The following is a 25728-nucleotide window of genomic DNA, read 5'->3' as shown; positions in this document are numbered from 1 at the left end:
GTGTTGCACACGGAAAACTCTTGCGCCCGGCAAGCCGGCGGCTGCGCCGTCCCTGACCCGGGCAGATTCGGAAACCAGACATTCGGCCATGCCCCCACACTCACGTGGTGGCTCCACAACCGACTACTGGAGACCAGACATGGCTTACGACACCGCAAACACCTACGAGACCATCGAGCTTTTCGGGCTGACCGAGAAGGACGCGCAGCTGCCGATCCCGGAAGATCACATCCTGACCGACCGCGTCATCCGCGAGAGCTTCGAGGCTCTGCTTGGTCAGTTGCGCGGGACCGGGCTCGAAGCAGAAATCGAACCGCTGGCCCATGGGTTGGCGTCGATACTGCAGCGGCGCAAGGTGGCACTTGGCAAGGAGATCGACCGCACCGCCGACAAGATCGGCGCGCTGGCAAAATCCCACGACGGATCGGAGATCGCCGAGACCGCGCTCGAAGAGGCGCAGGCGCGCTTCCTGCAGCTGCGCGAGATCGTCAGCGCCATCGAGGTGATGAGCGAGGCGGCGGCGGAATGCTACGAGATCGAGACGGGCCACGCTTTCATCCCGGCAGCCGGGTCGCGCGCAAGCGTCCGGGCGCAAGAGACAGGTGCTGTCTTCGAGGCAAGGCAGCTCCTGGAGCAGCACGACCGCGAGACTGCTGAGAAGTCGAAAGTCGAGGGCGTGCCCCTGATCGTCTCAGGCGCCACCGACTGGACCGATGTCGATGTGATCTTCAACACGCTCGACAAGGTTCGCGAACGGATCCGGCAGAACCGCAACCAGGAGATCTTCCTCTGCCACAAGGGTGGCAAGCATGGGGCGGAGATGATTGCGGCTCGGTGGGCCCGGGCACGCGGGGTCGCACAAGCGCGCTTCGATCCGCGCTGGTCCGCACACGGGCGGGCGGCACCGTTCAAGTGTAACGATGAGATGCTGGACGACAAGTTCGCGGCGACGGGGGTTGTGCTCTTTGGAGGCAACGGAGTCGCGCTGAACCTCGGGCAGAAGGCGGAAGCGAAAGGCCTGACGGTCATGCGGGTTGCGGACCCGGCGAAGAAGACTGCGGAGATGTAAGTTGAGAGGGTCACCTTCGGGCGGCCCTTTCATCGTTTTCCCAGAAGTGTGTGAACATAGGCGGTGTCGCAGTGAACTCCAGCTCGGTGCATCGACAGGCTTGGTGATCGCAATCCGGCCAATCTGGTTTCGGGAATGGCTGGATGGTATTTCTATGCAATTACAGCTTATTGTGGCCGTGCGGCAGAAGACATTTGTTGCGTAAATCAATACCCGCCCAGGTTTTTCCTAGATGCCTTTTTCTCCGGAACGCACCAAAGAGATTCAAACACGCATTGATGCGCGCTTGCGATCCGGGCAGGCAAACGATTGGGAGATGTCTTTTCTAACAAACATGGCTGAACGGTTTCATCGGTATGGGACTCAGACGCGCCTGAGCAAAGCGCAGTATGCGAGCCTGCACAAAGTCCTGAAACTGGAACGGGAAAATCCGGCACAGAAAAGGGCAGCGACCGACCACGGAACTTCTCAACCAGCACCGAAGCGAAGTACTAGAACCGGTAAGGCAAGACCCCGTCCGGTCTCCGTGACCCGCGCGATCACTGCACCTCGGCGTGCCGTGCGCAAGACTCAACGCCAAATAATGGTGCCGTTGGTGATCGCTGTCGGATTCTTCGCATTGGTTGGATCACTGTTTGAATCATCGAACACGCGATCCACACCCTACAGTCCGTTAGCCGTTCCCTCATCGCAAACTGCCGACGCCGCTTACGTCTATGTGACTGGGACACGTGTCAATCAACGTGCTGGGCCGTCTACTTCGAATGCCGTGATGGGGGTCTTGAGCGAGGGGACCCGCGTCGAAAAGCTTCGCGAAGAAGGGCAGTGGACACAAATTCGATCCAACTTTGGTACGGGCTGGATGGCGAGCAATTTCCTGTCACTGGTCGTGCCGCCAACAGAGCGACCCGCCTCACAGGACCGGTCGCTTCGCGCCAGCGATGTGCGGATCATTGACGGTGATACGATTGATGTTCGAGGCCTGACAGCGAACGTGCGTCTCGTTGGATTTAACGCGCCTGAGACATGGAGGCCCGCCTGCACTGCCGAGCGTGAGGTCGGGGAGCGCGCAACTGCGCGTCTAGGTCAATTAGTCCGGGCTGCGACATCAATTGAATTTGAGCGCGTGGCCTGTTCCTGCCGGCCCGGGACAGAGGGTACGGATCAGTGCAACTTTGGGCGGTTCTGCGGCTCGTTGTTCGTTGACGGTCGGGACGTCGGCAGCACGCTCATTGCTGAAGGTCTGGCCGTGCCGTACCGATGTGGGCGCACCAGCTGTCCCCCACGCCCTCAACCCTGGTGCCGATAGCAGACACACCCAACCGACCCAGACGACGGACCTTGGCGCGCGGCGGAACGCTGACCCGCCGCATCGCGAGCGTGACGGATCGTTATCCAGATGCATTGGATCAGAACGAGCCCGGCCATCTTCGGTCACGATCGACGGGTTCGATGGCAGCTTCAAAGTGGTGGCACAAATTCGGCTCACTCCTTTTTGCTCATTGATGTGGATCGCACGGGGTCGGCCCGTTCGTGCCCTCAGCTCACGCTTCGGCAAGCACAAATACGGCTTCCACGGCGGGGCCGCGGACCCTCCGCATTTGCGCTTGCGACCGGGCCTCTTGCCCCCGTGCCGGGTGATCCTCATCGCAACAAGGAGTAACCCAAATGACCAACCACTACGTCGCCACCGTCCCCGTCAAGTTCACCGACCCCGATGGCCAGGAGCGCACCCGTTTTCAGCGCGTGGGTGCCATGTTCCGCAACACCCGCAACGGGGACGGCTCGGAGTTCTTCAGCCTCAAGCTCGACTTCCCGGTCGCGGTCACGGAACTGGTGATGTTCCCGCCGAGCGCGAAAGATCCCCAGGACTAAATCCTCTCACGAGGATGGGCCGCCCCAGGACGATCTTGGGGCGGCCCGATCCCTGTTCCAGGGATGCCGCCTCTGGCTGCGGTGATTGCCGCCAGCGACCTCGCCTTGCTGCCGGTCGCGGCGCAATCAAAGGAAGATCGCTGACCGGAAGGATCAGGCCGCGACAGACCGGCCAGTCAGCCTCAAGGGGGCCATCCACAAAAACCTATCGGCCAGGGCCGCCCGGTTTTTGCGGCAGAGATTTGGGGGCCCAAATCTGGCCCTCCTTGACCCTGCCTGTCCGCCCTGTCGGTGGGGTTTGCGCCCGCCCGCGGTTCCGTCCGAACACGTGGTGTTCGGCCAGACCCTCGGGCGGGGCTGGCGGACGGGACCCCTAGGACAGGTGGGTCGCCCGGTGGTGAGGGCGGCAGAGCCGCGTCCCTGCGGGCCGCGGCGTGAAGCGGACACCAAGGCTGCCTGAGACTGAATGCAACGTAAGTATATAATTGACAGATTAGTATAATATCGTAAGGTAGGGGCAGCCTTGGTGGAAGGTGGCAGGAAATAGGGGGTCTTTCTTCCGCATGTCCCGAACAAAACGCCTGACAGAGATCGAGAAAATGCAGATCGTCCGCGAGGCTGCGGAGGGTGTGTCGACGTCTGAGCTGGCTGAGCGTTTCGAGGTCACATCGCGGGCCGTGCGCTACGTCCTGAAAGCCGATGCAGAGCGCCAGACGGATGCCGCGATCCCGGTCTCAGCGGTCAGTGTGAAGGTCACAGCTGCGGAGCTTGAGGCGCTCGATGAGGTGTTGGCGAAGGCGGGGATCGAGAGCCGGGCCGAGGGGCTGCGGCGGCTCATTCAGGCGGCGGGCGGGGTGTTCGTTCCGGACGCGCAGATGGCAGCAGAGATGGCGCGCTACCGCGCTTCGCTGCACGAGGTCGGGAATGGGGTCGGGCAGATCGCCAAGCAGATGACGCGGGCCAACCGGCAGGGACAGGGCGCTGGCCCGGAGTTCACGGAATTGCGCCTTGCCCAGATGCGCGGGCTGGCGCGGTTCATCCTGGATTCCGCTGATGAGATCGACCTGCTCCTTCGGCGCCGTCGGGACGCGATGCAGCTCGAGGCCACGGCCGCGCTGAGGGAGTTTGCCCATGCGGCAGAATGATGCTGTCCATGCTGTCACGGGCGAGGTCTTCCGGGATGGCTGGAGCCGCGTCCGGGGCTCGATGCAAGGGCTGCATGTGGCCAAGCAGACCCAGCTCATGCGCGCGGCAGCAGGACATCGGCCAGCGGTCTTCAAGGCGATCCGGGGCGGGGGCACGCATACCAAATCGCAGCTCGCAAACCAGCTCGATTACCTTACCACCAAGTCCACACATATCGTGGACAGTAGCGGGTTCCTGGATGGCAAAGCGAAGCTCGAGGCGGGTGACATCAAGGACCTGACCGAGCGCTTTGCCAAGCGGTGGGATGCGGGTTTCAAGCCCAAGCTGGGCCAGACGACCCATATGCTCATGTCCTTCCCCATCGGCACGCGGGGCGAGGATGTGCGCGACATCGCGACGGATGTGGCCGAGCGGTTCTTCCAGACCGACGAGGGGCATTTCGACTACATCATCGCGGTGCATGAGGACCGCGATCACCCGCATGCGCATCTGGTGCTGAACCGCCGCTCGCAGGAAGGCGAGTTCTTTTTTCTGGGGCGCAATCATCGCTTCAACTATGACGACTTCCGCCTCGCCATGGTCGAGGAGGCGGAGAAGTACGGCGTGCGCCTGGAAGCCACGCGCCGGGTGGATCGCGGTGTCGTGCATTACCCCGCCCGGACCAGCGAGGTCTATGCGGCGAAAGAAGAGGGGCGCGCGCCCCGCGAGCGCGAACGCGTTGGGCAGGACCTGACGCGGACGCTGGCGGAGATCGCCAACACCAGAACCGTCTACCATTCCCTGGCCGCCGAAGCCTCGAGGGAGGCCCGCGAGGATATTGCCGCGGCGCTGTTCCGCGCGGGCGAGGTGCTGGCGCGGGGCGGGCAGGTGGACCGAACAGGAGATGTGTATATGGCCGAGGATCAGAGTTTCGAGGATCTGAGAAGCCTCTATGCGGAGAAGCTCGCGCGGGTGCAGGGCATGATCGCAGAGAAGTCTGACGCGGAACGTCCGGTGCTGGAAAAACGCCTCATCGAGATCCAGACGCAGGTCCAGCACATGCAGCCGCTCGGTTTGCGATCATCCGCGCTGTCAGAGACCCCCTCGGAGGGCGGGATCTATTCCGAAGCCAATATCGACGCCAGCCAGCGCGAGCGTTTGGCCACGCCCGACCTGAGATCGCGCATTGATACCGCGCTGCGGGGCACGGGGATCAGCACATCGGAAGTCGTAGCCCGGATCGAGACGGGCGCCTCAAATGCAGCGCTCGAGCATCAATGGATCGCCAATGATCTCTCCAAGGTGGCGGAGGCGCGCGATCTGAACCTCGAACGCCGCGCCGATCTGGAACAGGCGCGTGACATCCTGAATGACGTGCATGTCGAACTCGGCACGCTTCTGGAACGGGAAAACGTGCTGCGCCGGGATGGTGTCGTTGAAGCCGAACCGGTCAACGAGCGGTTCCACTATCAGGAGGACGCGGTCCGGGCGATGGAAGGGACAATCCGTCAGGAGATGCGCGCCGAGGGTCTGACATCGCAGCAGATCGAAGAGCGGGATTGGGAGGTTGTCTCGCGGGCGGAGCGCCGGATCGAAGCGGAGCAGCGCGCGTATCTCGAGGCACATCCGGAGTTGCTCGCACGTCCGGGCGATGTGATCGACCGGTCTGAGCCTTACAAGGAGACCATTACCGATGCCGCCCGCGCCAGTGCGATCACCCGCGAAGTCGACCGCATCATGGAGGGACGCGACCTCCGTACGCCCGTTGCAGATGCCGTCACGGATGACTTGCGCGCGCGCTATCCGGACATGCCGTCCCACCTCGCCCGCGGGCTCGGCGCGACCTATGCGGCCGTCGTCGAGATACGCGACACGGAGGCCATCAATCAGGTTCGCCGCGACAACGAGTTGCGCGAGGGGCTTGGGGTTGGCACGCGTGACGAACGTCTAGCCACCCGCGATGGAACGCCGATGCGGTCTGACCGTGCCGACCGCCTCGCAGACGAGATTGCGCGTGTCCTCGACCATGAACGGGCAGGGGAGCTGTCCGCGCCCTTCGAGACCGAGGCGGAGCGGGACGCCTTCCGCGAGGAGATTGCGCGGGTGCTGGATGACCGCCAACTCGTGCGGCTCACATCCGGCGATGCAAATTTGTTGGACAAGGTTCTCGAGGACCGTCTCGACCGGCTCTATGTCGCCAAGGTCTATCTGCAATCTGATGCCGCGACGGCCAACACCGAGGCCTTGCGCCAGGTGGTCGATGAACTTGCCGACGCCGAATACGAAAAGCACCGCGCTGCGGACGTGGATGGCGAGACCGAGCGGGGACAGGTCCATTGAGCGCCTCCATGGGAAAAGCGCGGATCGCGACCGGTGTGCTTCTCGTCACGCTGGTGACCGGGGCCATGGGCTATGCCATCGCCTCGGCGGTGCTGACCTACCAGGATCTCGGCTTCGGGGCAGAAATCGACTTTGCTTATATCGCGCAGAACTACATGGCGATCCTCGATCGCCGCCCTGAGGACGCGCAACTTATTCACCTGATCGTCGGCAGCTTTGCCGCCGCTGGCATGATGCTGAGCCTCGCCCTCTCAGGGTCAGCCCTCACACGGTTTGGCCAGACCCATTGGCAGACCGCGCGCGAGATGAAGGCCAACGGGTTTTTTGGCGCACCCGGGACCGGGTTCATCCTCGGCAAACTCGGCAAACCAAAATCCCGCGCGAAATACATCTGCTCGAAGGTCTTCCCGCACGCGCTGATCGTTGCGCCCACGGGTCGCGGCAAGACCACGGGATTTGTCATTCCGAACCTGCTGACCTGGCAGGGCTCCGCCGTGACGCTCGATGTGAAGGGTGAGTGTTTCGAGGCCACGGCCCGGCACCGCGCGGCCCAGGGCGACAAGGTCTATCGCTTTGCCCCCACCGATTGGGAGGGCAAGCGCACGCATCGCTACAACCCGCTCTTGCGCATCTTTGAGCTGAAAGATCCCGCGCGCCAGCAGATGGAACTGCAGCTCCTGGCGACGCTGTTCCTGCAGACCGACAATGACCGGGTGCAGGGCCTCCTCAAGGGCGGGATCGATCTCTTCGTGGCGGCAGGCTTGTTGGCCTTCCAGCGCAAGCGCCCGACCTTGGGCGAAATCTACCGCATCGCTGCGTCGGGCGGGAACAAGCAGAACGAGTATTTCGCGCGGGGCCACGAGGTCGACAACAGGGCCGCCAAGCTGATCTTCACGCGGCTGGCCTCGACCAACAACGATACGCTGACCTCTTACGTCTCGCTTCTGATGACCTCGGGGCTCGATCAATGGCAAAACCCGGCCATCGATGAGGCGACGGCGGTGTCGGACTTTGATTTCCGAACGATCCGCAAGAAACCCTTTTCGGTCTATCTCGTCGTCCAGCCTCTTATGGTGAAACCCCTCGCGCCATTGATTCGGCTGTTCTTTTCCGATCTCCTTTCTGCCATGCAGGAAAAGGATCCCGGACCGGACGAGCCCTGGCCGGTGATGATCATGCTCGATGAGTTCAATCGCCTCGGCAAGATGCCCATCGTAGTCGAGAGCATCGAGACCTTGCGCACCTATCGTGGTCACCTGGCTGTGGTCACCCAAACCATCCCCGCCCTTGATGAAATCTACGGCGAGAACACCCGCCGCGCGCTGCAGGGCAATGCCGGCGTGAAGCTCTACCTGACGCCGTCCGATGAGAAGACCGTCGAGGAACTGAGCAAGGCGGTTGGCAAGACCACGAAGACCGTCATCACGCGATCCCAGTCCATCGGCAAGAACCCCTTTGAAGGGCGCAGCCAATCTACCCGGACCGAAGAAAGCTCCCTGCTTCCCGAAGATGAAGCGCGCCGCCTGCCTCTCGACGAGATTGTCATGGTCATCGACGCGCAAATGCCGGTCCGCGCAAAACGGATCCAATATTTTGACGACCGCCTGTTCAAGGCGATCCACGCGGCGCAGACGGGCGAGTTGCCGTTCCCGGAACCGGGGGGAGGTGGGTCGCAGGGCACGCTGCCGCTGAGCATGCGCGCCATGCCGATGACACCGCCACCGGACGGGTCGGGCGGATCCGAGGCCGACGTTGAGGCCGCACGCCAGGCTGCTGATGGTCAATCGTCAGGGCAATCTGACATTGTTCCAAAGAAGACCGCGCCGGTCGTTCAAGCCGTTATCGCCGAGGAACAACGACAGATGGAGATGGATTTTGGGGGCCAAGTCACGGATGCCGAGGCAGCGAGTGCCGTGGGTGAGGCGCAAATGCGCTCCGCCGTCGATGGCTTGGACGACATGGAAGCGATGTTGCGAGAGGATGTTGGTCAAAAGCTGGTTGCCGGATAGGGTAGCGAGGATCGTATGTCGGTCGAGCGGGCGGAAACCGGAAGTTCGCTGCGGGGTCAGCAAATCTCACGGAATTCGGCAAAGCGGACATTGATTGCGCATTCGTTACTTCGGAGAAAAACGAATCTTGCTAAATTCCCGACAATTATTTTCTCCGAACAAATTTTCCCACATCTGGTGTGATTTCCAACCGCATTCGCTATATAATGGAGGTCGTCGAGACAAGGTCGAAAGATTCTTCTAGATGTCCATTGTTGGAAACGATCCCAAAGGATCGATACCCATTACTACAGCAGGCAGGCTCCGAACGCTGCTCCGCTCAAAACCAGAGCCAATCATATTGATCGGTGCTGGTGCCTCTGTGACGTCCGGTGTTCCAGCGGCGGGTACTGCAGTTGAGCTTATGGTCAAATTCAAATGGTGTCTTGAAAATGATCGGTCGATAGATGACCCAACGGTGACACGGGCAAGTTACTGGCCATGGTTGCTTAAGCAACACTGGTTCGATCAGGACAAGAACCTGGCGGACCTTTACCCATCTGCTGTCAAGCACCTGCTGAACGTCTCAGAAGATCGCCGTCAGTTCTTCAAGGCGTTGATTAATCCAGCTGTTGACCCTCGTGAAGGCTATCTAGGCCTAGCCGAAATACTCCACCAACGATGGGTAACGACGATCCTTACGACCAACTTTGATGAGTGCCTACAAAAGGCAAAGAACATGGTCGGCCGACCACACCAGATTACGTCCATTAAGACGGCTTCAGACCTGGTTATGTTCTCGTCTTCGCCGAGGGACCCTCAACTAATATACCTTCACGGGTCGGTTGACCACTATACTGACAAGAACCTTGACGAAGAAGTTCGAACGCTCGACCCTCAGATTGTCGATCGAATTCAGCCGATGCTCATGGATCATCCGATCATTGTGGTTGGATATCGTGGCAATGAACAGTCTGTAATGGATAACCTGTTTCTGAGCCAAATTTCCTCGGCGCACTCTTTTCCGCATGGGATCTACTGGTGTACTCGCTCAGCGGACGGTGCTGATGCTTTGGCTCCGAAAGTCAAAGAGTTGGCTAGCAGCCTCGGAGGCAACTTCACCACCGTTCCAATTCAAGGTTTTGATCAGCTCTTCTCGAAAGAGCTTTGGGGCCATTTGAGGGAGGAAGGTGTTCGCCCAGCAGTTCCTACATCCTCCTCTAGTACGCTCGTACCCTTAAATGACATGTCTCCATGTAACGGTGCGAGCTTGGATGATTTGGACATGGTCTTCATGTTCACGAGACTAAAGGCATACAGTGAGTTCCTGAAGCAGTGGACGCCCGATTCCTATGAAGAAGGGTGGACTTTGGAAACTGCCGAAGCCTTCAATCTCATTAGATCAACACCGGATGGCGGAGAACCGACTTTGGCCGGTGTTCTGCTTTTTGGTAAATCGGTTGAACGGCACGTTCCTTCTGCCACCATTGAATTTGAAGCCAGCGGGCCGCGAGAATGGCTGATAGATTGCTTTGGTGATGACGTCGACTTTACGAGCGAAGGTGAAGACACGGCAACAATGACGTCTTCCGTTTCAGGGTCGCTTTGGGCGCAGCTGGACGCTCTATTGGACGTTCTGTCTAAGGTGAACAACGATTTTCGATTGAAGGAAGAGACCTCAAGGCAGGTCCGATCATACTCGCCATTGGCGATCAAAGAGATGGTGGTAAATTCGCTTGCTCACCGTGACTACAGCAAACCTGAGACAGTAAAAGTCTCTGTCACGCCCAACAGAATTGTCGCAACAAGCCCTGGGGGGTTGGTCCCAGAAGTAGCAACAAAACTTGGTGAACAATCGATCGACAGCTTCATTAAGAACGGCGGACGCAACCTAAAGGGTTACCGTAACCCAGTCATCGCTGACCTTTTCTATGGTGGTGGCGCGATGGATCATACGGGATCAGGTCTCTCTGATCTTTGGCGCGAAACCGTTGCCAACAACGGAACTGCAAGCTTTGATACAATTGCCGATAATGGGGCTTTCCAAGTCGTTATTGAAGCGCGCCCTGAAGCCATAGACAATATTACAAAAACAGCGGTTCCGGCATCGAGCGACGTCGTTCGATTTGCCTCCAACTTGCTTCCGTTTTCACATCTGCCAGAGATGATCTGGCACGCGGGCTGTACTCAGTCTGCCGCCTGGCGTGTCATCGAAAGCGCGAAAAAGGCCGATATGCCGTGCCCACCCGGGCACGTCTTTGATGGCCGCTTCTATACACTCTACGATTTGGCGTCCCTCTCTGAGAAAAATCTTACCCCCTTTGATCCAGGCGACATTGAGGCGATCTCGCTAGATGAACTCGTTGCCGATGAGGGCGGTCGAAACGTCTTTGTGAAACTTCTTAACGACTTCGTGGTCGGTCACATTTGCAATATTGGACTCTATTACGACCATCGACATAAGCGGGCTTACTACACTCGCACGGACGACGAAGAAGAACGAAAAATCACTTACCGTGCACGGCTTAAAAAGGCGACGCGAACCGTAGTTCGTCCGAGGCGAAAGAGCGAAGATCAGAGCATCCTTTGGTACGAGCATAAAGCGCTGGAATTCAGGCTCATGGACTTTGGCACCGATTGGGCGTTGGCTCTAACATCCGGTTATGCCTTCACAAGGAACGGCTACGGACAATTCATAAATCGCGAGAAGACAAACACTCTTTCGACCAAGCGAGCTGCGAAAGACTTCAATGCCAACGCTCACAATGATGCAACATTTTGGATGTCTATGATTGCTGAAGGCAATAGCGAGCTGTTTGCACTAAGGCCCTCAGGTGGCGCAACGGTAGAAGACTTTGCGCCGACGATCAGCATGCATGCGCGGCTTCCTACGGCTTCTTACCAGGAGAGTGCGTTCGCATTCGGTGAAGACGATGTTGGTGAGTTTGATGATTTCCAAGAGCTGGCAGAGGAACTTGATCAGTTATCATCGCTGATAGATGACGAACTGGCAGACCAAACCGAATCTTCGGAGGGTAATGAAGATGACGATTGATTTGTCTGTATCAGAGTTACCTTCCCCCGTATTGGAGTTTGGCGGTGCAGCTAGCGGGTCTGATCTTAAGGAAGGACTGCTATCAGCTGGGCCTTTCGATATGCGTTTTGGAAGCGCAAGACCGGACAAAATATCGGTTGGGTTGGTCGGACCTGGCGAGCTAATTGATAGTGCCGTTGCATGGCTGGACCGGTGCGAAGATGGCATCGGTGCCCTGCGCGAAGGTAGCAAGCTTCGCCGCTCATTCGACGGGTTCTCCTCAGTCTTTCGGAAGAAAATCGTTACTTCTGATTTGATGACCATAAGGATCGGTACCGAAGGCCGGGATCTAATAGCTGACGCGATAAGATCGGATGAGCCGCTGGTACGGTTCACTAAGGTCTTGGGGCTATATGATGATGCCTTGAAACAGCTTGCATCGCGCGAAATCAATCGCCCCGATATAGTTTTGGTCTGCATTCCTCCCGACGTGCGAGAAAGGGCAGGAAACGTGACTAAGGAGCTCTCTGACGAAGCCAAAGCCGTCGCAAAGAGTTTTGCAAAGAGGCAAAAGTCTCGCCAACTCGACTTGTTGGATTTACTTGAAACTGTTGAAGAAGGGCCTGACGATCTCATCAAAAGGGATCTACACAACGCACTTAAAGCCAAAGCTCTTAAGTATCGCTTACCGATTCAAATCGTTACACGAAAACTACTTCACGAAACGAACGAGAGCGAAGATCCTGCGACCCGGGCTTGGAACTTCAGCGTGGGCTTGTACTACAAGTCTGGGGGGGTGCCATGGCGACTCAGGCCGGAAGGTCCGCAAACGTGTTTTGTGGGGGTTACATTCCATCACGTTGAAAGGGCAAAATCTCACATCGTGCGCTCAAGTCTCGCGCATGCCTTCTCAAGCGACGGCGAAGGTTTCGCGATTAGGGGAGGCGGAGTTCCGGTCGAACCTGGACAAGCGCTGAATGTACACTTGTCCTATGAACAAGCTTTCGACTTAGGAGAACGGATTATTTCCGAGTATCGTCTTCGAACGGGTGCGGCGCCACTACGGGTTGTCGTCCACAAGACAAGCGATTTCGACGACGACGAGCGTGAAGGCTTCCAACAAGCTCTTGCCGACATACCAATCGTTAGCCTGATTACGCTGACACCCAGTCCCTTGCGGCTATTCAGATTTGGAACTTATCCGCCAAAAGTTGGGACTGTTTTTTCAGTCAATGACACTCGCACGTTTCTGTACACAACGGGGCTGATTCCGGAGGTTGGGACCTATCCCGGACCGCATATTCCGCAGCCGGTTGAGATACGCGGTGTGACATCGGAGAACCTAGAAATTGCTGCACGAGACGCGTTGAACCTCACGCGTATGAATTGGAATACGGCAGATTTGAAGGGTAGGCATCCCATAACGTTGTCGTTTGCCAGACGGGTCGGAGGAATTTTGACGGAGTTTGGTGACGAGGATCCAGAAGAGACATCTTTTCGCTACTTTGTTTAGCGCGCGGAACCTTACATAGCTTGAACGCGCCTCACCCTTCGCCATGAAAACTGTGTCAACAATCACTCACAGCTTTCTTTCGATCATTTTCCCACTCCTCAAATTTGGCAGCCAATTCGTCCGGCATCGGGCCTTCAGGCTCAGGAAGATCGACGAGAAATCTCCATCGTCGATCCAGGCCTGCAAGAGATACCTCGTCAGTGCTTCCTCTCTTCGCGAAGGCATTGAACATTTGTGCAAGTTCCGGAGAAACTGGCTTACCGTCTTCGTTGCGTTTAGCAACCCAGAGGACTACGTCGACCAATTCAAGGCCTGAACTTTCATCGCCAGGAGAAAACCTCGGAGGGATGTCTGGCATATTCGTCATGTCCATTTCTGGCATGCCAGGGCCCATGCTTTGCTTGTGACCCCTAAGTCTTCGATAGATATCTGAAAGCTCCGCCTGTGCCTTGTTAAATTGCGTCTGACGATCTACCACAATGCTTCGGACGGTCCTCGATTGCTTGCGTGCTTGGATCGCGATGTATTGCAGGACTTGTTGGAAACCGACTAGGTTCGGTGAAATCTGTAGAGCGCTGTCCTTGTTGCCTGATCCATAGCTGATCTCATACGGGTTGGCGGCCGCCCACTTCAGGGCTCCCGAGACCAGTTCTTGAGAACGCGTGTCTGGCAAACTTGGGATACGTTCAAGCAGCTTCGAGCAGATTTTTTGAAGCGCTTCTGCCGCCCTCGCTGGGTTTGTTTCTTGCCTAGCAGCCCACGCAGCTTTTGCGGTCTCCTCATCGAAGAGATGGGCCACCTTGAATGTGAGGATGTATCGTAGAGGGGTCCAGTAGTGAGGCCATGGAACAGCTTCGTTTAGCCCCGCGTCGAAAACCTGGTCAAAAAATGTGATGATTGCATGGTCTGGCTTTGCAACCTTGTATAGGGAGAAGCGGATGTCACGCTTCAATGCGAAACGCCCAAGATCGGTGGCTATTTCGGACAGTCGAGCAACGCCCAGTTCGTTTGCATGCAATCGGTCCACACCCAATCTAGCACGCAGTGCCTTGAGAAGTGGCTCAGCAGTAACGTCGAGGTTTGTTTTCGAGGTGAGCAGCCCATAGTAGAGTACTGGCTGGGCCGTATCGAACAGGTTGTTGCCAGTATTTCCACTTTCGTCGACATAGCAGTACAATTGATCGGCGTCCTTCTATTTTAGCCCACCTAAGCGTTATCGGTGGGTTTTTGACCACCGTAGGCATCAAGCACCATTCTGAAGTAGTCTTTGGTCTTGTCGACGTGTTCGCCAAGGCCAGGCCAAGCGAAAGGAAATGTTCCGGATGTCGACGACCACTCGATTTCTAACCACAGCATTTTTCCAATGGCTTCAGCTTCGGGTGAGTCCTTGCCCTCCGGCCAAAGGTCCATATCAAGGGATATCCAGGCTTCACCATCATCGTCGACACTGATTTCAGCGCTGAGAGCAGCAAGTCGCTCGGCAACGTTACTTGCATCATCTAATAGAGCTGCACGGAGTAAGAGTTCGGCCTTTGCCGAGTCCATATTCATTGTTAAGGCCATTCATTCCTCCAATAGTCTCAATTTGAGATAGGCATGCCAGCGAGATGAAGAAAGGGGCATCGGTGGATATCGGCTTCGAGTGTGCGGCAACGCAGCCAAACTGGTAGGGCCGAAAGACCGGATTGGGCCGTCACCGCCTGCCGAGGCGACCCAACCTTGAAAGCTGCGCGAGCATTCGGGCTCCTGTGCCGATCCCGTCGCCGGGCGGAGCAGCGGTTGGCCCTCCGGCAGTATTGGGTCGGCTTGGCAAGGCCTGCACTCCGAAGAATTGGCGCGCACGCAGCGCTGCATACTCCGCCCCCGTAGCACCTCCGATGGCGTATCGGTTGTAAACCTGTTGGCTACCTGCAAGCCCTCTGGCGAAGGCATAGCTTCCCCCGAACCCAGCCGATAGTGCTGGCATCATGATGTTGCCGGAGATCGTCCGAACCAGGAAGGGCGTTGCGATGATGAACCCCTTTGCCATCAGCACCATCATGAAGAACGGAATGAGCGCGCCGATGTTGGAGGCGCCTTCCGGGTCGCCCAACTCAGCAAGTAGCGCACGCGAGACACCCGTGATGGTCGCGAACACGCCGGCGACGACGATCGGGTACATCGCAAAGGAAATCAGCGCCGAAAGCCAGCGCGCGAAATAATCCTTGGTCACTTCGAACAGGGTCAGGAATATCATGACCGGCGCGATCCCGATCAGAAGAGCGATCATGAGCCTGGATGCTACGACGATGAACGCCGCCAAGCCACCGAGGATCGAGAGCAGCAAAACCCCAAGGGTGTCCAACAGGGCACCGGCCATCCAGTTCAGTTCAGACCCCGCGGCATTCAAATAGTCCCCGAGCGCCGCAATCAGGTCATCGAACTCCTCTGCGAAGGTGCCGGATGGGCCGGGTGAACCACCGCCGACTGAGGCCACGAGCGACCCGGCAATGCTGTCGATCCCGTTCAGGATCGCCGCAGCAAGGATGTTGAACTGCACCCAGTTGGTTGCAAATGCGCCTATCAGCCCGACTTTCACGGCGAGCCAGAAGGCCGTGCGCCCGTCCATGGCGCGATACTGGTAGATCGTGTTGATGAAAACCAGAATGACAACGAGCGTGGTGCCGAGTACCAGCATCGTTCCGACTGTTGCGGCGACCGCACCAAATTGCGTCTCAGCAGCGGTATTGAGATAGCCTTCAGCCGTTTCCACGAAGTAAGTGACGACACTCATGGAGCTCTACCAGTTTCCAGCAGCTTCGCAGATTGGGATGGCTTCGCGCCGAAGCTCATTAGCCTGCCGTCGGTATTCTGACGTCGCTTCCACGATGTCCCAGTATTCAGATGCGGCGAATTGCTCGACGAAGACACCTTCAGCAGCCTCCCAAGACGGATACCGCGTGGGGCATTCGCAGCTTTGGGCTTCAACGATGCGTTGCATGCTCTGTGCCCGATAAATCTGTTGGATCAGGAGCCGTTTGTGGGAACCGCGCACATCGATGTCCTGGATCCACTGTGGCTCTGGGGGCTGGTCGGGACAGACATCTGGCGGGTTATCGCGCGTTGGGGTCAGGTTCCGTTCAGCGACGCCAGCGGTTGCGCTGAGAGCGACGAGCAGGCTTCCGATTGCAGCGGCTCGCATCATTCTGATGCTGCCTTCGTATCAGCGGTCTCGCGCTTCAAGAACGTGGTATAGCCGTAGTCACCGGCTTCAGCTGTAATGACTTCCCACCCCTCCGCGCCGCGCTCATTCAAGGCGCTTCGCATCGCGTCGTAGTCCTTTTGCTTCTTCACCTGGAAAAACAGGATGTCATATTCAAAGGTCCTCATGGGTAAGCTCCGATCTCGGTTGTTCCGGGGAGGTAGAATTCGGTGATGCCGCGCCTGCCGTCGTGTCGACCGGCCTGAATGATCACGTCTATGGAATTTTCGATGTATTGGATCATGTCGGCATAGGTCATCGGGATCTCGGTCTTGAGCGCTGCGATGGCCAGACGCTGTACGGCGAGCTGCGGTGTTTCTGCGTGAAGCGTGGTCATGGACCCGCCATGACCGGTGTTGATGGCTTCCAGAAAGGTCATAGCCTCCTTGCCGCGCACCTCGCCGAGGATGATGCGATCCGGGCGCATGCGCAACGTTGCGGTGAGCAGCACGTCGGCTGTCTGGAACTCCGCGTCGCGATTGGCGATGAGGGTCACGGCATTGGGCTGGGTCGGCAGAAGTTCGGCGGCTTCTTCGATGGTGACGATACGTTCTTCTGCAGGCACATGAGAGAGGATCTTCCGCGCGGCGACGGTCTTGCCGGTGGAGGTGCCGCCCGAGACGATCATGTTGAGCTTGTTGTCGACGCAAAAGGCCAGCGCATCGTCGATCACGCCCGCGGCCACCACTTCACGCAGTTCCCGGGTCTTCTCGAGGCGGAGTTCTTCGAGCTTGCGCTCCTTGCCATAGAGGAAATCAAGCGCGATCCCGTCGAGCGGCAGGCTTGAGAAGAACCGCAAGCTTATCGACATCGCCGAGATCACGGCAGGCGGGGTGATGACCTGTGCGCGGATCGGGCGCCCTTTGTATGTGATCGAGACCGAGACGATGGGGCGGTCCTTGCTCATCGTGGTATTGGCGGAGGAGGCGATCTGGTTGCCGAGGTCTTTCACTTCGGTTGCGGTCAACGCCCGGTCCAGCTTTCGCATGAAATGATCGCCCTGGAATTCGCCCCAGCAGCTGCCGTCGGGATTGATGCAGATCTCGATGACATCGTCGCGGGCGGCAGCGTCGATCCGATCAAGCGAGGTTTGGAGATAGCTCAGCGACATGGGCTCAGAATATCTCCAGATCGCGGTCGACCATCACCGTCACGCGAGCCCCCTGGTCGACATAAATGACGGGACCGATTGAGAGGTAGTCGCCAATCACACTATCCGTGGCATCGGCAAGATCATCGCCTACGTCTTCGAGCACGTCCGCGGCGGTTTCGTCCTGCACATTTGCCGCAGCGGCGCTTGGCGCTGCGGAGATCAGAGAAATCAACGCCGCCGAGCCAAAGCGTTCATCAAAGCGCGTGTCGACAAAGCCGGTCACACCCGAACGACCCAGTTCATCGCCCCCGAAGGAGCTGATCTGGATGGTTTGATTGTCAGGCAGGATGATCCGGTCCCAGGCGATGGTGACCCGGCGCTGCGCGATATCGACGCCAGAACGATACCGCCCGATGAGACGGGACCCGCGCGGGATCAGGAGGCGGGAGCCATCGAAACTGAACACGTCTTCGGAAACAACAGCACGCGTCTGGCCGGGCAGGGAACTGTCGAGAGCGGTTTCCATGACGGCCTGGATCATCGTGCCCTGGTTGATGGTGTTGGACGGATTGGCGATGACCTCAGCTTGCGTCACCGAAGTGGGCAGCGCGCCGTTCAGTACGAAATCTGTCACTTCGCCGAAGGTGCGTTCGGTCAGAGGCGTCTCATTTGCACCGGAGGTGCCGGCAAAGGCGATGGTGGGCGAGGTGATGCGGCGCTCTTGAAACGCCCGTTCTTCAGCCGCGCGGCGTTCAAGTTCCGCGAGCCGTCTTGCTTCCTCCTCGCGGCGGAGCCGCTCTTCTTCCCGCGCGCGCAATTCGTCCTCGGTGGGGCCGATGGGCGCGGGAAGGGGCCGGTTGGCCTCAAGCTGCGCAAGTTCGAGGTCCATGCGGAGTTGCTCAAGTTCGCGATCACGCGCCGTGAGCTCATCGCGAAATTGCTGTTGCGCGGCCTCTGACGCGGCTTGCAGCGCCGCGATTTGGGTTGTCAGCGCATCGATGGCTTCGGCGGCAGCGGTATCTTCCTCGACGACGGGTTCGGGCGCATTGCGCAACTCCTCGATCTGGGCCTGAAGGGCGGCGAGCTGCGCCAGAAGCTCGGCGTTGGGTTCCACCGGTTCGGGTGCTGCCAACACCACCTCGGGCTCGGGTGGGGGGAGGGTTTCGATGGCGCCAAACCCGTCGCCTTCGTTTTGAAATACGTCCGGCGTGGCCGTGGGCAGGGCCTCCTCTTCTTCGGGTTGGGACAGGAGATAGAGCAATGCACCGCCGGCACCGATCACGAGGACAACGACCAAAGCCAGCAGCGGCGAGCGTCGCGGGGCAGGGGGTGAGCTCGCGCCTTTGCCCTGCTCAAGGGCGGCGAGACGTTTCTCAAGGTCCGCGTTTTCGGTATCGCTCATGATCCCACTCCCGCAGGTGGTGTGGCCTCGATACAGACCACCTCGTCTCCGATCCGCAGCACCCATTGCCTGTTCACCCCGGAAACCCGGATCACGCCGTCCTCGGTGGCTTGCGTGTTGACCGTCCGTTCTCGGCCATTGCCGTAGCGGAAGATCGCGGGCACCGGCGCGTTCCGCGGGAATTCGAAATACGTAAACGTCCCGTCATCCCAGACACGGGTGGGGGTGAACTCGGTCCGCGCGCTGGCCCCGTAGTTGTAGTTCGGCGCTTGTGCCGCGATGGCCCGCGCGGGCCGTGCATTGTCTTCGGGGTAGCGGAACTGGACCACGTAGAAGGTCGGGCTGCGGGTCTCCTGGACGTTGAAGTAGTAGCTGCGGCGGTTGGTATAGACGGTCACATTGGTATGCACCCCGCGCGCGACGGGCTTGATCGCGAAGGCTTGGCCGCCCGGCACGCCGTCGATCTCGAAGCCCTCCGTGTCGCCTGCGATGATCGAGCGGATGCTCTCGCCTTCCCCGAACTCGACCGTGGTCACATGGGTGAGCGACACGCTGAGGCGGTAGACCTGACCTTCTTGATATGTTGCCAGCCGCACCCGATTGTCATTGGGCCCGCCACGCGGGATGGCTTCGGCGAAAGCAAGGCCGGGCAACAGGGCAATCAGCAATATGAAAAGTCGAGCAGGGAACAAATTCAATTCTCCAATCTGTCGGAGCGGACGGAATATTCGAGGACCGTGAAGCCGAAGGGGTTGGTCCAGACCTCATCGATGGAGCGGCGGGTCTCGGGGCGGAACTCGAAGAGAAGCGTGGCAGTGAAGAGGCCTGTCTGAACGCCATTGATAGACGTCAGGCGCTTGCGCAGGCGGACCGTGGCGCGGTTGGTGCCGATCCGGTTGATGCTGAGGATTTCCACGTCGAGCCGGGCATTGGGGCCATAGACGGTCGGCGGGTAATTCTCGTTGGCGCTGTTCCAGATTTGGCGCAGCCCGCTCTCGGCGGCCCCGTCCGAGCGGTGCAGAACGCTGCGTATGCGCAGGTCGTTGTCGAGCTGGTTGTAGACCTCCCGGTCGGTCACATAGCGGAAGACTTCTGCCTCGATGATAGCCTGGTTGGCTGTGACAGACGTCGCGCCCACCGAAGCCTCGGGCAGGGCAAAGCCGGTGGCGGGATCATAGGGCACGACCACAGGCGGCGGATCGACATCGAGGATCGCGACAGCCGCCGCGCTCAGGCATCCGAGAATGCCGAAGATGAGCCCGAAGAGCCCAAGGCGCTGCCAGAGGCGTTCACGGCGCAGAGCACCATAGACCAGCTCTTCTTCGATGATTTCCTGTTCACTCGCCACGCGTCATGCCTCAAATCAGTCTGCGCGCAGGTCCGGCAGCGTAAAGTCCATGAAGCGCTGCTCTTCGGCGATGGTGGCGGCATCGATCACGCCGCCTGTGCCGTCGCCCACGGTCTGCACCGCTTCGAGCTGCCACATGGCGACCAGCGCGATGGCCAGTTCCGCCGTGACGCGGGTGTTGAGATCGACGCTTTCCTTCAGCTCATCCATGTCGTCGATGAGCCCGACAAGGCGGTCCACCCGCTCGAGCGATTGGCCGGCATCCTCATAGCTGTTCTGGGCGGCGGCCGAGACAAGGGCACCGGTGGTGGCCTGCGTCGCCACGCGGTTGGCCCCGGGATTGCCGCTGGTGGCCATTTCCGAGAGGGTGTCATCGTCAAATCCGAGATCGGCCAGCACCCGGTCCATCTGTGTTTCGATCTCGCCTGCGCCAGAACCGGACAGGCCGGAGAAATCCCCAGTCTTGATCGCCTCAATCGTGGCGAGGATGTCGCCGAACTCCTGGTCGAGCAGACCATTCAACTCGTCTTCCATTTCCGTCCGGATGATCTCCGGCAGTTCGGCGAGGCGGGTGAGGGCCTCGTAGGTTCTTTGCAGCTCCGCGAGTTGGTCCGTGAGAAGGCCGAGCTGTTCGCGGAGCTGCGTCAGCTGCTCGTTTTGCAAGATCTCGTCCTCGATCATCTGCCGCAGCTGCTGGATGTTTTGCGCGATGTTCTGGGTATCGACGACGGGCACGCCTTGCGCGAGGACGGGGGATAGGGCGCCAAGATGCAGACCAACCCCAAGTGTCGTGGCCAAAGCTGTCCTCAAGAGCAGATGTCCCATCATTCAATCTCCCTGATCGTAAAATCCATGAACGCGCCTTCGGCCATGCGGGCGCTGGCCTGGGCCAGCTCTTCGGCGGAGAGCACGCGGGTGCGGGCGGCCTGAAGCCGGATGCGGGCGGCCACGAGACGCACGAGTTCGGCGCGGGCATAAGTGTTGAGCGCAACGCTCTCCTGCACATCCTCGGTCTCGGAAATCCGTTCGACGATATCCGCAATACGTAGGGCGGCTTGCCTGATCGCGGCGGGTGAGTTGCTGCCATAAAAGGTCGCGCCGTGCCCAGTGAGCGAGAGGTTGGCATTGGCCAGAAGCGCGGGGTCGATCGTGCCAAGCGCTTCGATCCCGCCGATACGGGTCAAATAGAGGTTATAGCGTTCGGGGATCACCTGGACGTAGTGCTGGGTCTCGCGAAAGGGTGGCACGCCGCCATACTCGAAAACCCGGCCGGGTCCCGCGTTATAGGCCGCGAGCGCATTGATGATATTGCCGTCGAAGGTGTTGAGCTGTGTCGCGAGATAGCGTGCACCGCCATGCACCTGCAGGTAAGGGCTGTCATAGTATTCCGGATTGATGCCCAGATCGCTGGCGGTACCGGGCATGATCTGGGTGAGGCCAAAGGCGCCGACGGGAGAGCGTGCACCGATGGTGAAACGGCTTTCCTGCCAGATCAGCGCCTGTAGGAGTGCGCGCCATTGGACCGGGGAGAGGCCCGCGCGGCCAACGCCGGCAAAGCCGCTGGTCTCCTGAGCCACGCGGATAATGAGCTGCTCGATGTTTTCCGCCGCATCCCCGAACATCTGCGCACCGCCGGGATTGGGGTCGATGTCGGCATTGCCATAGACCGCCTCGACTGACCGGGCCGGATCCCCGCTGCCGCTTTCCAGCCCCGAGACCATAGCCGGCAAGCCCTGACCGCCGAAGCTGGTCTGGGCATCGAGGATGCGTTGCAGGGTTTCCAGCTGCTCCCGTTCGATCTCGGCAATGAGTTCGCGCACGGCAAGCTTGTCGGCCTGAACGGCCAAGTCAGCCTCGCGATCGCCAGTCTCGACGATGTCACGCGCGGTCAGCCCACTGTCATTGGTCGGCACGCCTTGAGACAAAGCGAGACCGGGCAGCAGGCAAAGGGCCAGGATATGAGGCAGGCTAGACTTCAATGTCGCCCTCCGGTGCGCCAAGGGGCGTGAAGGTGCAATCAGGCGAGATGGCTGTCGTGGAGGCGAGGAAGGTGAAGCAATTGGCCTGCGGTTCCTGGTACTGGGCACAGGAGGCCAACGCACCGAGCGCGGCAACGAACATCAAAATACGGGTCATGAAAGCCTCCAGAAATCAGGGCGGTCGCGGTAATCGGCGCCGACAAGCGCTTCGCCCTTTTCCATGCCGCCAAGGATGGTGAGATTGGGTCCAAGCGCGCTCAGATCGGCATCGACGACGATCGAGCCCTGATCGTCGCGGATCAGCGCCAAGCGGCTGTTGCTGCCCGTGTTGAGAAGGACATCGAGCTCCTTCTCCGTGAGGTTCAGCATGGCGTAGTCCGCTGGCTGCGCGCGGATATTGGGGAGCAGGATCTGCGTCGGCACCGCCTCGATGATGGTCTTGCCGGTCCGGGTGCGCTCGAGCTGGCTTGCGTATTGCGTCATCATCACCGCGACCGTGTTCTGTTTGCGCGCTGTCACCAGCCAGTTCGACAGCCGCTCGGCGAAATACGCGTTATCGAGGGCCTTCCAGGCCTCGTCGATCACGATGATGGTGGGGCGGCGGTCCTCGATTTCGCGCTCGACCCGGCGGAAGAGATAGGACAGGACCGCCATCCGTTCCTTGTCGGCCTCGCTGTCGAGAATGCCGGTCAGATCGAAGCCCACCACATCGCCCTTGAGCGAGAACGTGTCCTCGAGGCTCTGCCCGAAGATCCAGCCATAGCGGCCGTCCTCGGTCCATTCGAGCAGGCGCTGGTGCAGATCGCCGCCATCGTCGGTGGACACAAAAAGCGATGCGAAATCCCGCCAGTTCCGCAGGGCCGGGTTTGTGGCCTGCGCGTTCTGGCGCACGACTTCCTGGATGCGATTGGTCTGGGCAGGAGTGAGCGGCTTGTCGGCGCGGTAGAGCAGGGTGGCAAGCCAGTCCGAGAGCCAGGCGGTGCCGCGCGCATCGGTCTCGGTCCAGAGCGGGTTGAGGCCCGTGGGCTGACCGGCGTTCAGGGACGCGTAGCGCCCGCCATTGGCGCGGACCGCCATCTCCATACCAAGACGGTAATCGAAGACGAAGATCCGCGCGCCTGCGCGACGGGCTTGCGTCATCAGAAAGGCGGACAGCACCGATTTGCCCGACCCGGGCCGACCCATGATCAGGGTATGCCCGCTGGTCGGTTCTTTGTCCGGGCTGCCCTGCTCGTGGTAGTAAAACCGGTAGGCGCTCTGCTCCGGCGTGGGCAAATAAGTGACGACCCGGCCCCAAGGGGTAAGTGCTGCGGGTTTGCCGAGCTGCGTCCGGTGGAAGGCCGCAAAATCCGCGAAGTTGCGATTGGTGACGGCGCTCGCGCGGACACGCTTGGGCTGGTTGCCGGGGTGCTGGCTGAGGTAATGGGCCTTTGCGGCGACCCGCTCGCCGATCATTTTCACGCCCTCGGTCGCGGCGGCATTCACGATCTCGGCGCTGAGCGTCTGCAGCTCTTCGAGCGTTTCGCAGAAGATCGTCACGACCATGTGGTGCTCACCGAAGCTCTGGCGTTTGGCCTCCAGATCATCGGCGGCGATGTCGAGCGCTTCCATAAGCGATAGGGCGGCGTCCTGGCTCGCCTGCATCTGGCGCTTTTGCCGCTTGATGCGGCCCGCCATGAGGTTCGAATTGATCGGCGTGAAGGAGTGCGTCACGATCATGTCGACTGGCAGGTTCAGCATGTCGAACATGGTGCAGGAGGTGCCTTCCGAGTATTCTCCGATGGTGAAGCTCTTGCCGTAGCGGTGGCCCACGACGCCCTCGGAGAGCTCGAAATGGTCGCCGTGAAACGTCACGCGGGTATTGGCGACGTTGAAGGACAGAAAGCCGTAGGTGTTGGCCGGGTAGAGCGGCAGCTCGGTGCCCGTGTTCAGCGCGCCCAAAAATCCCACCAACTCTCCCGATCCTGCTGACAGCAGGCGCGGCTTGAGCTCGGTAAGCCCCGAGAGGAAGACGTTCACGGCCTCACCGAGGCGCTGCAGGCGTTTGCGGGTCTCCTCCTTCAGTCGGTCCGGCGCGCTGCGGCTCAGGAACGGCAGGAGGCTTTTCGGGGGCGGACGGTGAATGACGGTGAGCGTCAGCGTCTTGTCGCGCAGCCCGCTGGTCTCGAGTTTTGCGCGCCAGCGCCGGTCCACCTCGCCTGCGAAGCTGTCCTCACGGATCGGGTCGAGATCAGGTTTGATGGCCTTGGAGACCTTGTGGACGTAATAGCTGAATTCCGGCCCGAGCTGCGCGACGATGCGGGCAAAAAGCGCCGTCACCTTGTCGAGATAGGCATCGTCGGTCGTGTAGCTGTTGATCCCCTCGAGCCGAATGCAGCGGAAGAGTTCGTTCACCCGGGTCCGCACGGTCTGGTCGTCGACGAGGCTTACATAGGGCAGCATATGCGCGAGGCGGGTCTCGCGCGCATACCAGTCTGGCGTCATTGTGCGGGCATCGAGCGCAGCACCACGGGCGTCATCACGGGGCATAGCTGTCCCCGCCATGGATGGACCTGTTGCGCGTGGGCGGTGTCTCCTGCAGGGCCGTCATCATCACGTCGATGAAGCGTGGATCCCAATCCGCTGCCTTCCAAAGCACCGGGTACAGCAGGGCGGCCACGCCAAGCACCGCGATGTGCTGGACCCATACGAAGAGCAGAACCGAGCCGAAGAGCCAGACCATCGCGTACATGATCGGCAGGCCCAGAAGCTTCGGCGGGCGCACGAGGCCGAGAAAGAGAGGCGAGCGCTCAGCCACCGGCGAAAACCGCGGCAACGATGGTGGGGGCAGCGGCGACGCCTGCGATGCCGACGAGAACCCAGAGTGCCTGGCGCAGATCGATAATGTTGAAGAACCAGCTGAGGAAGACGCCCAGCACGGCGAGCGTCGCGATCACAACACCAAGCGGGCCGGTCAACGCATCAACGATCCCCTGCAACAGGCTCTGGATCGGCGAGAGGTCGATGCTTTGCGCAAGGGCGGGTTCGGCAATGACCAGGAAGAGCGCCAGCGAGGCGACGAATAGGCTTGAAATCTGTCTCATGAATTTGATCCTTCCAATCGGGCTACGACGGCCATGACGCGGGCCACGTGGTTCTGGGTTTCTCGGTAGGGGGGAATGCCGCCATACTGGCGGACCGCATCGGGTCCGGCGTTGTATGCTGCGAGGGCAAGGCGCGGATCGCCGAACGTATCCAGCATCATCGCGAGGTAGCGGGCGGAGCCGTCGAGGTTCTGCAGCGGATCACGCGGGTCGACGCCCAGATTACGCGCCGTCGCTGGCATCAATTGACCAAGGCCAATGGCACCTGCACTTGAAATCGTATCCTGGCGGTAGGCGCTCTCAACCTCGATATTGGCCCTATAGAGAGCCAGCCAATCCGTCACGGAAAGCCCCGCGCGACGCAGGCCGGGATGGCCGGCATAGCGCAAGGCCGTGGTCTGAATCCCGGAGAGGACATCGGCGCGGGGCAGGGGAGTCGGGCGGGCAAGGGCCGCGACTTGGACGCCCTCTTGCTCGGCCTCTACCTCGCCGAAGATCGCGATCCCATCGGAGGCCGAACTCTGACCAATCCCTTCATTGTAGTTTCGAGCAAAGCTGCTCTGAGAGCGGGACGGGGTCAGGGAGCCGTCGCTCTCCATGACCAGGACCATTTGCGCTGAGGCAGGTGCTGCGACCAG

23 protein-coding genes are annotated in these 25728 nt (G+C 59.8%); 8 read left to right on the top strand and 15 right to left on the bottom strand.

What is annotated here, in order from left to right:
• Positions 1-139: 139 nt before the first annotated feature.
• The 8 genes from RB2654_RS00425 (at position 140) to RB2654_RS22720 (ending at position 12944) form a co-directional block, all read left to right on the top strand.
• Positions 140-1069 carry a DUF2493 domain-containing protein gene (locus RB2654_RS00425; protein WP_008327413.1) on the top strand — a complete coding sequence of 310 codons (930 nt, stop codon included), beginning with the start codon at positions 140-142 and terminating at the stop codon, positions 1067-1069.
• Positions 1070-1301: 232 nt separating this feature from the next.
• Positions 1302-2378: an SH3 domain-containing protein gene (locus RB2654_RS24055; protein WP_085986913.1), complete on the top strand. Its 1077-nt coding sequence runs from the start codon at positions 1302-1304 to the stop codon at positions 2376-2378.
• A gap of 359 nt (positions 2379-2737) precedes the next feature.
• Positions 2738-2944, top strand: a complete 207-nt coding sequence (locus RB2654_RS00420) for a hypothetical protein (RefSeq protein ID WP_008327411.1) — start codon at positions 2738-2740, stop codon at positions 2942-2944.
• 563 nt (positions 2945-3507) lie between these two features.
• The gene (locus RB2654_RS00415; protein WP_008327410.1) at positions 3508-4089 is read left to right on the top strand and encodes a transposase; all 582 of its coding nucleotides are present in this window, start codon (positions 3508-3510) and stop codon (positions 4087-4089) included.
• Entirely contained in the window at positions 4076-6409 is a 2334-nt protein-coding gene (locus tag RB2654_RS00410) for a relaxase/mobilization nuclease domain-containing protein (RefSeq protein ID WP_008327407.1), read from the top strand. Before RB2654_RS00415 ends, RB2654_RS00410 begins: the two co-directional genes overlap by 14 nt.
• Positions 6410-6417: 8 nt before the next feature.
• The gene (locus RB2654_RS00405; RefSeq protein ID WP_008327405.1) at positions 6418-8418 is read left to right on the top strand and encodes a type IV secretory system conjugative DNA transfer family protein; all 2001 of its coding nucleotides are present in this window, start codon (positions 6418-6420) and stop codon (positions 8416-8418) included.
• 244 nt (positions 8419-8662) lie between these two features.
• Positions 8663-11452, top strand: a complete 2790-nt coding sequence (locus tag RB2654_RS00400; RefSeq protein ID WP_050771919.1) for an SIR2 family protein — start codon at positions 8663-8665, stop codon at positions 11450-11452.
• Entirely contained in the window at positions 11436-12944 is a 1509-nt protein-coding gene (locus tag RB2654_RS22720; protein ID WP_202795867.1) for an argonaute/piwi family protein, read from the top strand. Before RB2654_RS00400 ends, RB2654_RS22720 begins: the two co-directional genes overlap by 17 nt.
• Positions 12945-12999: 55 nt before the next feature.
• Here the strand turns inward: RB2654_RS22720 and RB2654_RS00395 are convergent, their stop codons facing one another.
• The 15 genes from RB2654_RS00395 to RB2654_RS00325 form a co-directional block, all read right to left on the bottom strand.
• Complete coding sequence (locus RB2654_RS00395; RefSeq protein WP_040884141.1) at positions 13000-14121, bottom strand: DUF3800 domain-containing protein; 1122 nt, start codon at positions 14119-14121, stop codon at positions 13000-13002.
• A gap of 29 nt (positions 14122-14150) precedes the next feature.
• A complete protein-coding gene (locus RB2654_RS00390; RefSeq protein WP_008327401.1) occupies positions 14151-14507 on the bottom strand; it encodes a hypothetical protein in 357 nt (118 codons plus the stop codon).
• 130 nt (positions 14508-14637) lie between these two features.
• Positions 14638-15717 (bottom strand): TrbL/VirB6 family protein, encoded by a 1080-nt coding sequence (locus RB2654_RS00385; protein ID WP_008327400.1) that lies wholly within the window; start codon positions 15715-15717, stop codon positions 14638-14640.
• Between the two features lie 407 nt (positions 15718-16124).
• Positions 16125-16313, bottom strand: a complete 189-nt coding sequence (locus RB2654_RS00375) for a hypothetical protein (protein ID WP_008327391.1) — start codon at positions 16311-16313, stop codon at positions 16125-16127.
• Positions 16310-17296: an ATPase, T2SS/T4P/T4SS family gene (locus RB2654_RS00370; RefSeq protein WP_008327389.1), complete on the bottom strand. Its 987-nt coding sequence runs from the start codon at positions 17294-17296 to the stop codon at positions 16310-16312. Before RB2654_RS00370 ends, RB2654_RS00375 begins: the two co-directional genes overlap by 4 nt.
• 4 nt (positions 17297-17300) lie before the next feature.
• Positions 17301-18680 carry a TraB/TrbI/VirB10 family type IV secretion system protein gene (locus RB2654_RS00365; protein ID WP_008327387.1) on the bottom strand — a complete coding sequence of 460 codons (1380 nt, stop codon included), beginning with the start codon at positions 18678-18680 and terminating at the stop codon, positions 17301-17303.
• A complete protein-coding gene (locus tag RB2654_RS00360) occupies positions 18677-19372 on the bottom strand; it encodes a TrbG/VirB9 family P-type conjugative transfer protein (RefSeq protein ID WP_040884169.1) in 696 nt (231 codons plus the stop codon). Before RB2654_RS00360 ends, RB2654_RS00365 begins: the two co-directional genes overlap by 4 nt.
• A gap of 2 nt (positions 19373-19374) precedes the next feature.
• A complete protein-coding gene (locus RB2654_RS00355) occupies positions 19375-20028 on the bottom strand; it encodes a VirB8 family type IV secretion system protein (protein ID WP_008327383.1) in 654 nt (217 codons plus the stop codon).
• 15 nt (positions 20029-20043) lie between these two features.
• Positions 20044-20853 (bottom strand): type IV secretion system protein, encoded by an 810-nt coding sequence (locus RB2654_RS00350; RefSeq protein WP_040884167.1) that lies wholly within the window; start codon positions 20851-20853, stop codon positions 20044-20046.
• Positions 20853-22007, bottom strand: coding sequence for a lytic transglycosylase domain-containing protein (locus tag RB2654_RS00345; protein ID WP_187432410.1), 1155 nt, complete (start codon positions 22005-22007; stop codon positions 20853-20855). Before RB2654_RS00345 ends, RB2654_RS00350 begins: the two co-directional genes overlap by 1 nt.
• On the bottom strand, positions 21997-22164 hold the full coding sequence (locus tag RB2654_RS23630; RefSeq protein WP_008327378.1) for a hypothetical protein: 168 nt from the start codon (positions 22162-22164) through the stop codon (positions 21997-21999). The genes RB2654_RS00345 and RB2654_RS23630 overlap by 11 nt, the downstream gene beginning before the upstream one ends.
• Positions 22161-24536: a VirB4 family type IV secretion/conjugal transfer ATPase gene (locus RB2654_RS00340; protein ID WP_040884138.1), complete on the bottom strand. Its 2376-nt coding sequence runs from the start codon at positions 24534-24536 to the stop codon at positions 22161-22163. The genes RB2654_RS23630 and RB2654_RS00340 overlap by 4 nt, the downstream gene beginning before the upstream one ends.
• Positions 24526-24804, bottom strand: a complete 279-nt coding sequence (locus RB2654_RS00335; protein ID WP_008327373.1) for a VirB3 family type IV secretion system protein — start codon at positions 24802-24804, stop codon at positions 24526-24528. Before RB2654_RS00335 ends, RB2654_RS00340 begins: the two co-directional genes overlap by 11 nt.
• Complete coding sequence (locus tag RB2654_RS00330) at positions 24797-25090, bottom strand: TrbC/VirB2 family protein (protein ID WP_008327371.1); 294 nt, start codon at positions 25088-25090, stop codon at positions 24797-24799. Before RB2654_RS00330 ends, RB2654_RS00335 begins: the two co-directional genes overlap by 8 nt.
• Entirely contained in the window at positions 25087-25701 is a 615-nt protein-coding gene (locus tag RB2654_RS00325; protein WP_008327370.1) for a lytic transglycosylase domain-containing protein, read from the bottom strand. Before RB2654_RS00325 ends, RB2654_RS00330 begins: the two co-directional genes overlap by 4 nt.
• Positions 25702-25728 lie beyond the last annotated feature (27 nt).

It is taken from the genome of Maritimibacter alkaliphilus HTCC2654 (genome assembly GCF_000152805.1).
Classification (GTDB): Bacteria; Pseudomonadota; Alphaproteobacteria; order Rhodobacterales; family Rhodobacteraceae; genus Maritimibacter; species Maritimibacter alkaliphilus.
This window is presented reverse-complemented; position numbering and strand designations above follow the sequence as displayed.

What these genes read in the sequence shown, in the direction of transcription:
- RB2654_RS00325 (WP_008327370.1), bottom strand. Translation starts at nt 25,701, where the DNA reads ATGGTCCTGGTCATGGAGAGCGACGGCTCCCTGACCCCGTCCCGCTCT.
- RB2654_RS00385 (WP_008327400.1), bottom strand. Translation starts at nt 15,717, where the DNA reads ATGAGTGTCGTCACTTACTTCGTGGAAACGGCTGAAGGCTATCTCAAT.
- RB2654_RS00370 (WP_008327389.1), bottom strand. Translation starts at nt 17,296, where the DNA reads ATGTCGCTGAGCTATCTCCAAACCTCGCTTGATCGGATCGACGCTGCC.
- RB2654_RS00365 (WP_008327387.1), bottom strand. Translation starts at nt 18,680, where the DNA reads ATGAGCGATACCGAAAACGCGGACCTTGAGAAACGTCTCGCCGCCCTT.
- RB2654_RS00340 (WP_040884138.1), bottom strand. Translation starts at nt 24,536, where the DNA reads ATGCCCCGTGATGACGCCCGTGGTGCTGCGCTCGATGCCCGCACAATG.
- RB2654_RS00330 (WP_008327371.1), bottom strand. Translation starts at nt 25,090, where the DNA reads ATGAGACAGATTTCAAGCCTATTCGTCGCCTCGCTGGCGCTCTTCCTG.
- RB2654_RS00390 (WP_008327401.1), bottom strand. Translation starts at nt 14,507, where the DNA reads ATGGCCTTAACAATGAATATGGACTCGGCAAAGGCCGAACTCTTACTC.
- RB2654_RS00405 (WP_008327405.1), top strand. Translation starts at nt 6,418, where the DNA reads ATGGGAAAAGCGCGGATCGCGACCGGTGTGCTTCTCGTCACGCTGGTG.
- RB2654_RS00420 (WP_008327411.1), top strand. Translation starts at nt 2,738, where the DNA reads ATGACCAACCACTACGTCGCCACCGTCCCCGTCAAGTTCACCGACCCC.
- RB2654_RS00415 (WP_008327410.1), top strand. Translation starts at nt 3,508, where the DNA reads ATGTCCCGAACAAAACGCCTGACAGAGATCGAGAAAATGCAGATCGTC.
- RB2654_RS00350 (WP_040884167.1), bottom strand. Translation starts at nt 20,853, where the DNA reads ATGGGACATCTGCTCTTGAGGACAGCTTTGGCCACGACACTTGGGGTT.
- RB2654_RS00375 (WP_008327391.1), bottom strand. Translation starts at nt 16,313, where the DNA reads ATGAGGACCTTTGAATATGACATCCTGTTTTTCCAGGTGAAGAAGCAA.
- RB2654_RS00410 (WP_008327407.1), top strand. Translation starts at nt 4,076, where the DNA reads ATGCGGCAGAATGATGCTGTCCATGCTGTCACGGGCGAGGTCTTCCGG.
- RB2654_RS00400 (WP_050771919.1), top strand. Translation starts at nt 8,663, where the DNA reads ATGTCCATTGTTGGAAACGATCCCAAAGGATCGATACCCATTACTACA.
- RB2654_RS22720 (WP_202795867.1), top strand. Translation starts at nt 11,436, where the DNA reads ATGAAGATGACGATTGATTTGTCTGTATCAGAGTTACCTTCCCCCGTA.
- RB2654_RS24055 (WP_085986913.1), top strand. Translation starts at nt 1,302, where the DNA reads ATGCCTTTTTCTCCGGAACGCACCAAAGAGATTCAAACACGCATTGAT.
- RB2654_RS23630 (WP_008327378.1), bottom strand. Translation starts at nt 22,164, where the DNA reads ATGACCCGTATTTTGATGTTCGTTGCCGCGCTCGGTGCGTTGGCCTCC.
- RB2654_RS00425 (WP_008327413.1), top strand. Translation starts at nt 140, where the DNA reads ATGGCTTACGACACCGCAAACACCTACGAGACCATCGAGCTTTTCGGG.